The organism is Winogradskyella sp. PG-2 (assembly GCF_000828715.1).
Classification (GTDB): Bacteria; Bacteroidota; Bacteroidia; order Flavobacteriales; family Flavobacteriaceae; genus Winogradskyella.
Genome location: NZ_AP014583.1, coordinates 1,043,337 through 1,055,149, shown reverse-complemented (window position 1 = coordinate 1,055,149; position 11,813 = coordinate 1,043,337). Strand labels below are relative to the sequence as shown.

Here is an 11,813-nt window from a genome sequence, read left to right as displayed (position 1 = left end):
AATTTAAGATGAAAACAACAATAAAATTATCATTACTACTTTCAATAATGCTTGTACTAAATTCATGCTTAGGAGATAAAAAGACAGTTGAAGTCTCTGAAATGAACGATACTAGTTTTGTCAATAAAAACTTTAAAGGCAATCTAATTAACTATAATAAAGATAATAGTGCGTGTGAACAAATGTCTATGAGTGCTTTGGCAAACATTTATAAGGTGTCTCAAGATGAAATCCATCTCATGGATAACAAAAAATCAGACCGTTTTCGCAAGGATATAGAGCCGCAATGTGGGTTTTATATTGAAACCAGTGAAAATGATTATGAGTGGTTGCGTGGTTCTATTGCTTTATTTAGAGAAATAGCTAAAGATGAAATGATGGGCGAAATTGCAGAAACCGCAGGTAGTGGTGAAAACTGGGAAGAGGCTTGGGCTTTAAAAAAATCAATGTCTAAATCCTCAGAATGGATTAGTGATATGGGAATGGCTGCATTATGGAACGAACGACAAAAAGAACTTAAAATTAAGTTCGATGGTTATACGTTAATGGTTTACCCTCCAAAAAATATAACCAATAAAGATGAGATGTCAAAAAATAGAGATTATAAAGAAGTAGCAATTGCAATGGTAAAAGCTGCAGGATATATTAACTAATAAATTATTATGAAAAATATAAAAATTATAGGATTAGCACTAGTATTAGTTATTTTACTAAACTCATGTAATGGCGATCAAAAAACAGTTGTTGGTCAAGACTATGGAGATACCAGTTTTGTCAACGATAGTTTTAAAGGAAATAAAAAGAACTTTTCAGAATTACCTGAAGACTTATGTGAGTTTTTAGACGAGGCTGCAATATTAAAAGGCTATGATAATGCTACATCAGTAAAATTTGATGCAGGAAGTTCATTTATTAATAAAAATTGCCAGTTCAATGTCATTTTTTTTGATGACCTAAGCCAGTATATAAGAGGTTCAATTTTTATTACCGAAAATAAATCTGAAGGAGACGGCTGGAAAGAAAGTTGGGAAATGCGAAAAAAACGATTTAAATCTGCCGAGTATGTACCTAATTTAGGTATGGCAACCATCTGGATTGGTAAACAAAAAAAGCTCGAAATTAAAATGAAAGGCTACGATGTAATGATTACTGTGCCTCCAAAAATGAAAGCAAAAAATAAAATCGATAATGAAGCAGATGTTAAGAATGTTGCTATTAGCATTGCAAAAAACACTAATTTATTCTAAATAAAACCAGATGAGAAATTCTAAAGTCACATTCTTTGCAATAGTATTATTTAGTACTTTAATGATGCTGAGTGCTCAACAAAACGTAACCTACAACGGAAAAACCTTTAAGCCAGCAGAAGTTATAGAAACTCAGATTGGTAATAGTGGCGAAACTCTAAGTTTTACTATTTCAGAAATTGACATGAGTCCTAATGGGGATTGGGCAAAAAAAATTAGCGAATTACAGCGACAGGGCAAAACCTATAACCCTAAAGATGCACCAAGGCCATTGTATTTATCGCTTTCTGTAGATTTCAAAAGAAGATTTAAATTTCCTATAGCAGAAGAAGATAGTGTATCTATTAATGTTTCATATGTAAAAGAAAGTATGCTAGAAAATGAATTTAATGAAGAAGAGGTAAACAAAATGAATTCAGCGGTATCTAAAACAGATATTAGTGGTCTAAAGTCCGATAAGAAATCAGTTGAAGAAGAGGTTAAAAAAATATCTAAATTAATGCAAGAAGGCAAATTGTCTCCGGATGAAGCCATGAAAAAGATTGAAGCCTTAACTCAACCAATGCTAAATACATTGGAGAATAGTGTTATTATGAATCAAGAAACTGAGGAATTTAAAGAGAATAGATCTACCTATAATATATTATTTGGGGATTCAGCAGGTAATACTGAGAGTATACCTTATAAAGGTACTTTGCATATTATTGAATTTAATTCAAAACGATTACGAGCCTACTTTAAAGGAACTCATTTTGTTGAATGTACAGACGTAGCAAGAGCTAATGATAAATCAAAACCCTGCGAAAAAGTAGAGACAGGTTTATTTCCAAATCATAAAGTTTTTAGAGTAGAAGATATTAGCATAACCATTGATACAAATTTTAAAACGTTTTATGATAATAGATAATTTTAAATTTATATTGATTTATTAGTTTATCTTTAAATACTTAACCAATTTAAAACCATCTTTAATTGCTATTTAATTGTAAGCTTAACCACGCATTTATATGTATTGTTAGTAATATCATATTAATATCCGCACAAAGTGTCAGTTCTCAACAAAAGGACTCCATTAATTCGCCAATAGTAAAGAAAGCTGAAAAACTCTGGAATCAGAAAAAGTATGATGATTTACTTAAACTTTGCAAAAATGAACTTCCAAATATCATTGAATCAAAAGTTCAAGACAGTTCAAAAATTGCATTACTTTATAATTATCAATATGAAGCACAAACCAATTCAGGTTTCTTATTTGAAAGTTTAAAAAGTATTGAGTCTGGTATCAAGTTTTGTACAAATTCACAAGAAGATATAGAATTAAAAGGCGTTCTATATTATAGAAAAGCATATGTAGAAGATGGGTTAAAATTCTTTAGAAGGAGTTTTAAGAGCATGCAAAATTCAGTAAGAGAACTAGAAAAGTTAGAAAATATAAATGGTGATTTTAGTGTTGGAGCATATAATTATTTATCGCAAAGTGCAGCAGATAATGGTGATTTAGAAGAAGCACAGCGCTACATTAGACTTGCAGAACGAATTTACTACGCCAACAAAGATGCTATACATGAGTCACGTGCAGATGCAGATGGTATTTACGATAGATACGAGGTTATGTTTCCTTATAAAAAGCTATATGCATTCTCTAAACTAGCAGACAGTTTAACAGTAATCGGTTACATGAATGAACTTGAAGAGTTACATTCAAAAACAACATTTAATATTAAGTATGAGAGTATATATTACACAGCATCATTAAACCTTATTGGTGATTGGTATGCTACAAGAAAACACGAGAATGAATTAACAAAAGTTGATACTGATAAAGCACTTTTCTACATAAACAAGTCACTTTATTATGCGGAAGACAAAGGGTATGCTGGTAATGAATTACAATTTAAATACAATAAGTGTAAAGTTTTAGCATTGGCAAATCGATTAAATGAAGCAAAAGTTTTAATTAATAAATTACTACTTAAAATGTCTGAACGAGATGGTCGTAGACCTTTCTTTTTGGCGCAAAAAGGCCTCATAGAGGCCAAGATGAAGCAAAAAAATAGTGCACTCAATACGTTTTATAACGCGATTAAGTCCACGCATACAGGGGATTCAGCTTTAGCTAAAGATTATAGCAATTTTAAGCCTAATCAATCTTTTAATAGAACCAAGCTTTTTCTTCGTATTGCAGAGAAACTCAATAACTATTTTGGTAGTGATAAAGAAGTGAAATATAAAATTTCACAGTTATATTATATGGCATTTATTCAGTTTGAGAATAGTTATGATCGTTCAAAATTTAATAAAAAAGATAATGAATTATTGAAAGAGATCATTCAAGGTATTTTAAGGATGAAAGCTCAAGGTTATGGGCTCAATAATTTTAATGAGCAAGAACTTATTAATCGTTCAGAAATTATAAAGAATCAATTAAGTTGGAAACGATTTAACCAAAACAGACATGCTAATAGTTTGCAGCAATTAGACTCATTACAGCAGCGTAAATTGAATCTAAGAACAGCTATGGCTTACGCAAAATCTGAAAATAATATTTCCAGCCAAGATTCTTTAAATACATTGATAGAAAATACAGATGTTTATTCTGAAAAGATATACCCAAATCTAAATTTATTTACAAAGAAAAAATTTGATCTAACCGAATTACAAGCGCAACTAAACCCTAATGATGTAGTTTTAAAATATATAGTTTTAAAAGATGAAATTGCAATTTTTAAAATTAGTAAAACAGATTTTGATGTCGTTTTGAAACCCTTTGGTGAACTTGAAAAGAATTTAATAACTACAGTTATTAATCAGGTAAAACAAAAACAGTATGACGATAGTGTTTCAAAAAAATTAGCAACAATTTTAATTCCAGATTTGAGTTCAAGTATTGAGCACCTTATAGTAAATCCAGATGGTCTCTTAAGACGTCTTCCATTTGAAATTTTAAAGCAGGATAATACATTTCTAATTAATAATTACCGTGTAAGTTACACCTCAAGTTTAGGTTTTATTCATCCTGAATTGCCTGAAACTAATATAGAAGAAGTTTTAGCTATATATGTACCAGATTATGGAGGGAAGGCCATCGCTTCAGCAACAAGAAGTGCACCAATGGCATTAATTGGGGCTCAAAATGAAGCAGAAGCTATTTCAACTGTATTTCCTTCTACAATTTACAAAGCATCATCAACAGGTAAAAAAGAATTTTTAGAAACAGCCAAAGATGCCAGATTACTTCATATGGCCATGCATGCAGAGGTTAATAATGAAGAGCCAGGATTAAGTCAATTATTATTTAATATCAGTAAAAGCGATAAAAGCAACTTATATCTTGAGGAAATATATGGTTTAAGCCTCAATGCAGATTTAGCAGTCTTAAGCGCATGTAATACTGGTGTAGGAAAAGAAAATGAAGATGTTAAGATAGAATCTTTTCAACGTGCCTTTACCTTTGCAGGTGTGCCAGCAACTGTTGCTAGTCTATGGGAAGTGCCAGATCTTCCAACTAAAGAAATAATGGTTTTTTTCTATGAGAATTTAGAAAAAGGTCAAACTAAATCACTAGCACTTAAAAATGCAAAACTTGCTTATATAGATGCCAATCGAAACACAAAATTAGCGGAGCCTTATTATTGGGCAGGTTTTGTACTTTATGGCGTTAATGATCCCATTACAGAACCAAATTATTCCTTTATTTGGCTTTCAATAGGTGTCGCAGTATTACTATATGCGTTTTGGTTTTGGAGGCGAAGTAGAATCCGAGCAAAAACGACAATTTATAGTTAATGCGCCTCCAGCCAATTGTCACCAATATCGAGTTCAACATCTAAGGGCACATCCATTGTAAATGCCTGTTCCATTTCTGTTTTTATCATGGTTTTCATTGCTTCGAGTTCTGGTTTGTAGACATCAAAGACCAATTCATCATGCACTTGCAGTAGCATTTTTGTTTTATAATTTCCGAGGGTTAACTTATTATAAATATTAATCATCGCAATTTTAATAATATCTGCGGCGCTTCCTTGAATAGGCGCATTGACCGCATTGCGTTCGGCACCACTTCGCACCATGGCATTACGAGAATCAATATCCTTTAAATAACGACGACGGCCCAATACCGTTTGTACATAACCGTGATCTCTTGCAAAATCAACTTGAGTGCTCATATAGGCTTTTAACTTTGGGTAAGTCTCATAGTAGGTGTCAATCAAATCTTTAGCTTCACCACGAGATAAATCGGTTTGGTTACTAAGGCCAAAGGCAGATACGCCATAAATAATACCAAAGTTGACCGTTTTGGCATGGCTACGTTGCGCTCTAGTGACCTCCGAAATAGGCACGTCAAATACCTTTGAAGCCGTTGAGGCATGAATATCTTCCCCGTTTTTAAAAGCCTGAATCATGGTTTCTTCTTTACTTAAAGCGGCGATAATACGCAGTTCTATTTGCGAATAATCTGCAGCGAGTAAGGTGTACTCATCATTGCGTGGTACAAATGCTTTCCGCACTTGACGGCCTCGTTCTGTGCGAATAGGAATATTCTGTAAGTTTGGGTTATTACTGCTTAAGCGGCCTGTTGCTGCAACGGTTTGCATATAATCGGTATGCACACGACCTGTACTTTCTTCAACCTGTAATGGTAAGGCATCAACATAGGTGCTTTTTAGTTTTGCCAAGCCTCTGTAGTCTAAAACTTGTTTAATAATCTCATGGTCTTTAGCGAGGTAGGATAAAATATCCTCTCCTGTTTTATATTGTCCGGTTTTGGTTTTTTTAGGTTTGTCGACTAATTTTAGTTTTTCAAATAAAATGAGGCCTAGTTGTTTTGGGGAGGCGATATTGAATGCTTCACCAGCAGCCTCATAAATATTTTTTTCAAGTTTAGCGATATCATTAGTTAAATCTTTGGATAAAGAATTTAAAAAGGCTTTATCTAAGTTGACACCTTCTAATTCCATAGCGGCTAGCACACGAAGCAGAGGCAATTCAATATCATCAAATAATTTTTGTGTGTTCGCTTCACCTAATTCTTTTTCAAAATGTTCCTTCAATTGAAGTGTAATATCAGCGTCCTCAACAGCATATTCGGTTTGTTTTTCTAAAGGGACATCTCGCATGGAGCGTTGATTTTTTCCTTTTTTACCAATCAATTCTGTAATTGATATAGGTGTATAATTCAAATATGTTTCTGCAAGCACATCCATATTATGACGCATATCAGGATTAATGAGGTAGTGCGCTAGCATGGTATCAAACAATTTGCCTTTTACTTCAATATTATATTTAGCTAATACCTTAATATCGTATTTCAGGTTCTGTCCAATTTTTTCGATGTTTTCATTTTCAAAAAAGGTACGTAGTTCTTCAATTAAATTTTGAGCCTCGTTTTTGTCTTCAGGAAAAGGCACATAAAAACCTTTACCAACTTCCCATGAAAATGCGATACCTACTAACTCGGCAGTCAGTGGATTTAAACCTGTCGTTTCCGTATCAAAACACACAGCCGTTTGGCTCATTAAATTCTTAACAAACAATTTGGTTGCCATACCAGGAGCAATACTCTGATAGAAATGCGAATTGGTTTCGATTGTTTTTCTCGAAGATACTGAAGGTGTTTCAGTATCTCCAGTAGATGGTTCTGCACCACCAAATAATGAAAATTGACCTGCTCCTGCAGATTGTTCTTCTTTTGGCGTGGTTTTAGGTGCTTCTTTTTTATCTGCTGATGGAGTTGCAGTTGCAGTTACAGAAGCTGCATTTGCAGAAAAGGTTTTATTGAAATTATCAATAAGACGTCTAAACTCTAATTGTTGAAAAATTTCAGTGACTTTAGGCACATCTGGCTTTGACATTTCAAAATCCTTAGCATCGAAGTCCACAGGAACATCGAGCATAATGGTTGCTAGTTTCTTAGATAGTAATCCAAGTTCTCCATTAGCTTCAACTTTCTCTTTCATTTTGCCTTTAAGCTCGTGTGTATTGGCCAATAAACCTTCCATACTTCCGTAAGCCGCCAAAAACTTTTTTGCTGTTTTTGGTCCAACTCCAGGCAATCCAGGAATATTATCTGAGGCATCACCCATCATTCCTAAATAATCTATGACTTGTAAAGGATCTGTAACTTCAAACTTTTTCTGTACTTCTGGAATTCCCCAAGTTTCGTAACCACCTCCAAACATTGGTCGGTACATAAAGATATTCTCAGAAACGAGCTGTGCAAAATCCTTATCTGGAGTGACCATAAAGGTTTGGTAACCTTCTTTTTCTGCCTTTTTAGCAAGTGTACCAATAACATCATCGGCTTCATAACCTTCTTTAACCATGATTGGAATGTGCATGGCTTTTAAAATCTCATAGATATAAGGCACTGCTGTTTTTATACCTTCTGGAGTTTCGTCTCTGTTGGCTTTGTACTCTTGGTACATTTCTACACGGTCTGCACTTCCTCCTTTATCAAAACAAACCGCTAAATGATCTGGTCGTTCACGTTTAATCACATCTAATAACGAGTTCATAAAACCCATAATGGCTGAGGTATCTTCACCTTTTGAGTTAATTCTTGGGTTTTTTATAAAAGCGTAATACCCACGAAAAATAAGTGCGTAAGCATCAACAAGGAAAAGTCTTTTTTGGTCTGGCATGACATATAATTTTGTAGTCTATAAAACTACAAAACTTAAGCCTTGAAATGAAACAATGATTTACTAATTAATGAACAAAAAGAAGCCGGTCCCTACACCGACTTCCTTGCTCAAAAAATATAATTGAAGACAATCAATTATGTTACAAATGTGATGCCATGTCTACCACATATTTCAGCTACCTTTTTAAAATCAGGTGGCCCTTGTGGGAGTTCATGTAGTTCGTTAAACATATGTTCTATTCCTGCAGGAAATGCACTGGTCATCATTTGTGCCTTTTCAGTGCCAATTACTTTCCAAGCATGTGGTATGTTTTTAGGAGCAAAGGCCATATCACCAGATTTTAGGACTGTGGTTTTGCCATCTACCATTATTTCAACTTGTCCTTTAATTACTCTGAAGATCTCATCCTCTTTAGTATGAATATGAGGAGGTATACCAACACCTGGTTCTACATTATCTACCCACTCAACAATTTGATTATTGGTGTCACTACCCACTAGTTTATGGGTTTGTATGTCACCTATAACATTGAGTAGTTTACCTTCATTATTTTTAACGATTTTAGATTTTAAATCGCTAAATAATTTAGGTAGTGCAGAAGCAAAAGAATTTTGTGTCATAAGGGTTAAAAATCCTAATCCACTTACAGATTTAATAAAATGTTGTCGTTTCATGTTTATATGATTTTATAATTGTTCTATTTCGAAAAAAGTGTCTCTGGTATCAGATTCTATTGTTGCACCTACAGACGGTCTCACAAAACTAACGTCTATAGTATCTCCAGCTGTTAATGATAATATTGAGGTCACTTGTCTTACTACCGCCCCATTTCCATGATGATTGAATTCTGAACGTCTTTGTTGAAAATTATTTATTCTAATTCTAATAGCAAAATTTCCTGTATCAGTAGATGATGACATTGTAATTTGTCCAGTAACTCTGTACTTACCAGTAGTTGGTACAACATAATTATCATTTATTAAATTAAAATGATTGCCAACATCAAAATCTCTCGTATCAAAATTCACTTTAGTAGTACCACTTCCAGTTTCTGTTTGATCGTTATTCATGGTGATACGAGCCATTACTTTAGTTGGGTTAAGACTAGATAAGTCAACCGTTTGAGCAGCTTGACCATCATCTTCTACTTCAAGTGTTAATTCATTCGTTGACGTATTAAAACTAAAGTTGTCTATTTGTTGGTCGTCTGTATTGATTGAGGATAAATCAACAGTTGCAATCCCAACACCATCATCTTCAAGTGAAATGCCTAAAACAGTTCCAGATAAACCAATAGTGTCAATTTGTTGATCGTCTGTATTGATAGTATTAAGATTTATAGAATTACCATTTTCGATACTGAGATTCGTTCCTAATAATGTCAGGTTTTGGTCGTCTGTACCTATGCCATCTTGTAAGGTTGATAAATCAACAGTTTGCGCTGTTTGACCATCGTCTTCCATTTCAAGACTAAGAATGTTGGTGGTAGTATTAAAGTTAAAGTTATCTATTTGTTGATTATCTGTATTTATAGTTGCATCTTGAAATGTAACATTACCTGTGCCATCAGTAGTCATAACTTGCCCATTTGTGCCATCAGATCCAGGCATAAAATATCTATTAGTAAAACCATGGCCGAACTCAACTCTGCCGGCAAAATATCCAGCATATCCAGTCGGGTTTTGTACATCAGAATAAATTCCATAGTGCTGGCCTAATGATGAAGCTGGGATTTCTATTTCAAGACCGTACTTATATGCAGATCCGCTACCTTCAATTTTTGATTTAAATCCATGTATAGAGGCAGCGCTGCCACCATCATAGACGATATCGTGATTATAACCTACACTTCTAATTATGAAGTTGGAAGTAGTTAAATCTGTGAATTCAAAAGACACACCTTTACCGTCAATTAATGCAGTATTATTTATTAAAACACCAACATCCAAACCAGGTGCACCTCCTATAGATCTATTTATTTCAACATTCATCTCCGTGAGTGCATTTGAGGTTTTAATTGCTGCCCTATTATTTAGGCTATTAGTAGAAGTATTGTCAACGAATATTGTAGCGTCAGTATTTAGAGAATTACTTACAAAAGTTGATCCATAAGGTATAGAAGCACTAGTTTCTACTTTTAGACCATAATCCCCCAATATTTCAATATCACCATTATCAGCTGTTATGATCCTACCCGCACCTGCACCACCTTCATCATAAGCTTGATCTAAAGTGTTTTGTGTGTCTCCATCTCCTGTAATGTCCTGAAAATTTAGATTACCTGCACCATCTGTAGTCAATATTTGACCATTTGTGCCATCTGTGGTTGGAAATGCATAGCCTGTAATTGTTGGATTACCTATTTGAAATTCGCTATTAGTACGTAATATATTTCCTGTAATAGTATTATCTGTACCAAAATCGCCATATATTAAAGCACTATTTTCGTCTGCGTCTGTATTTTCAATAAATAATTTATTACTTATTGTTACTTCATTAAAACCAGCATTAGCTCCTAAAAACAAATTTCCTGATCCAGTAGCTAAATAACCAGCATAGGATCCTAAAGCAGTATTATTACTACCAGTAGAATTACCAATTAAAGCGTTTCTACCAATAGCTGTATTTTGAGATCCTGATGTGTTACCTGAAGCACTTAAATAGCCTATTGCTGTATTAGAGTTTGAGGTATTATTTCTTAAACTTCCCCAACCTATAGCAACATTAAGTATTCCAGTTGTATTTGCTGATAAAGCGTCGTATCCAATTCCAACATTTTGATTACTACTACTATCATCTGCAGCACCAGAATTAACCCCTAAGAAAATTGAAGAACCATCATCACTTCCATCGTTATCACTTTTACCATCAATTAAGTCATTAATACGTTCTACTCCAGAAGTCAAGGTTTCAAAAGTAACATTTCCTGTTCCATCAGTTGTCATAACCTGCCCAGCTGTCCCATCTATTGAAGGCATTAAGTATCGATTGGCAGAAGTATTTCCTAGAGATGTTCTTCCTAATAAATAAGCAGCATAGCCTGAACTCTTTTGCACATCTGAATATAACCCATAGTGTGTTCCTGAAAGTGATGAAGGTATACTAACATTAAAACCATATTTATTACCAGTGTTGGTTACGGTAGATAAAAAACTAACATTAGTACCATATAATCGTCCATTTCCACTTGCAGAATAAAAACGTCCCGAAAATAAATTTGTAAATGAATTTAGGGATCCAATGGCCTGAGCGAAAAAATTAGAGCTTTCAGCTTGAATGTTTCCAGAAAGGAATGATTGATAACCAAAATAGTTATCTGAAGTTTGAGCATCCAAGGTGATATAAGATCCACTAAATTGTCCATTTAATGAAACTGTGTTTAAACTTCTAGAAATCGAAAAAGCGCTAGAGTTATTTGAATTCCAATCATGAATACTCAACGATGAAGTAGCAGCTGAATTTTGTCCTATTTTTAATTTACCTAATGTATATATATCATCCGTTATGGCATCAGGATTTGAAGTTGTACCAATTTCGTAAAAATCAATATCAGCATCAGAGCCTTGAACTGAAACCCATGATATTGTATTATTATCCCAATAGTAAAGCCCTTTTATTGGCGTACCATTTCCGGTAACAAATACCATCATTCCATCTTGATCTGCTATGGGATTAGTCGCTGGGAAATTGTCTATTCTCGGTATTAATATACCATCTGTATTTGCTGGAGTAGCTACATTAGATGAACTAACATCTAAACTTGCCTTTGGATCTGTATTGCCCACACCAACTTGCGAAAAACTGTAAAAAGACACGATATAAAACAGGCAGGTTAGTCGTATAATTTTCATAATTGTAGGGAATTTCATTGTTAGGTGAACTATAAAATCAACTAACAATGGTTTATAATTAATAGCATTAC

At 33.8% G+C, this 11,813-nt stretch carries 7 protein-coding genes; 4 read left to right on the top strand and 3 right to left on the bottom strand.

Annotated features, from left to right (window positions below; all coding sequences use genetic code 11):
• The first annotated feature begins 8 nt into the window (after nucleotides 1-8).
• The 4 genes from WPG_RS04630 (at nucleotide 9) to WPG_RS04615 (ending at nucleotide 5,033) form a co-directional block, all read left to right on the top strand.
• Complete coding sequence (locus tag WPG_RS04630) at nucleotides 9-653, top strand: hypothetical protein (RefSeq protein ID WP_045469964.1); 645 nt, start codon at nucleotides 9-11, stop codon at nucleotides 651-653.
• Nucleotides 654-662: 9 nt separating this feature from the next.
• A complete protein-coding gene (locus WPG_RS04625; protein ID WP_045469961.1) occupies nucleotides 663-1,247 on the top strand; it encodes a hypothetical protein in 585 nt (194 codons plus the stop codon).
• Between the two features lie 10 nt (nucleotides 1,248-1,257).
• Nucleotides 1,258-2,154 carry a hypothetical protein gene (locus WPG_RS04620; protein ID WP_144374414.1) on the top strand — a complete coding sequence of 299 codons (897 nt, stop codon included), beginning with the start codon at nucleotides 1,258-1,260 and terminating at the stop codon, nucleotides 2,152-2,154.
• 65 nt (nucleotides 2,155-2,219) lie between these two features.
• Nucleotides 2,220-5,033 (top strand): CHAT domain-containing protein, encoded by a 2,814-nt coding sequence (locus WPG_RS04615; protein ID WP_045469955.1) that lies wholly within the window; start codon nucleotides 2,220-2,222, stop codon nucleotides 5,031-5,033.
• On the opposite strand, the gene polA is transcribed toward WPG_RS04615, so the two are convergent.
• The 3 genes from polA to WPG_RS04600 all read right to left on the bottom strand — a co-directional run bounded on the left by polA (nucleotide 5,030) and on the right by WPG_RS04600 (nucleotide 11,742).
• The gene (polA, locus tag WPG_RS04610) at nucleotides 5,030-7,888 is read right to left on the bottom strand and encodes a DNA polymerase I (RefSeq protein WP_045469953.1); all 2,859 of its coding nucleotides are present in this window, start codon (nucleotides 7,886-7,888) and stop codon (nucleotides 5,030-5,032) included. The genes WPG_RS04615 and polA overlap by 4 nt on opposite strands.
• A gap of 137 nt (nucleotides 7,889-8,025) precedes the next feature.
• Nucleotides 8,026-8,565 (bottom strand): cupin domain-containing protein, encoded by a 540-nt coding sequence (locus WPG_RS04605; RefSeq protein WP_045469950.1) that lies wholly within the window; start codon nucleotides 8,563-8,565, stop codon nucleotides 8,026-8,028.
• A gap of 12 nt (nucleotides 8,566-8,577) precedes the next feature.
• Nucleotides 8,578-11,742, bottom strand: coding sequence for a beta strand repeat-containing protein (locus WPG_RS04600; protein ID WP_144374413.1), 3,165 nt, complete (start codon nucleotides 11,740-11,742; stop codon nucleotides 8,578-8,580).
• Nucleotides 11,743-11,813: the final 71 nt, after the last annotated feature.

Excerpts from the sequence above, each read along its gene's own strand:
- WPG_RS04625 (WP_045469961.1), top strand. The coding sequence starts at position 663 with ATGAAAAATATAAAAATTATAGGATTAGCACTAGTATTAGTTATTTTA.
- WPG_RS04620 (WP_144374414.1), top strand. The coding sequence starts at position 1,258 with ATGAGAAATTCTAAAGTCACATTCTTTGCAATAGTATTATTTAGTACT.
- WPG_RS04605 (WP_045469950.1), bottom strand. The coding sequence starts at position 8,565 with ATGAAACGACAACATTTTATTAAATCTGTAAGTGGATTAGGATTTTTA.
- polA (WP_045469953.1), bottom strand. The coding sequence starts at position 7,888 with ATGCCAGACCAAAAAAGACTTTTCCTTGTTGATGCTTACGCACTTATT.
- WPG_RS04630 (WP_045469964.1), top strand. The coding sequence starts at position 9 with ATGAAAACAACAATAAAATTATCATTACTACTTTCAATAATGCTTGTA.
- WPG_RS04600 (WP_144374413.1), bottom strand. The coding sequence starts at position 11,742 with ATGAAAATTATACGACTAACCTGCCTGTTTTATATCGTGTCTTTTTAC.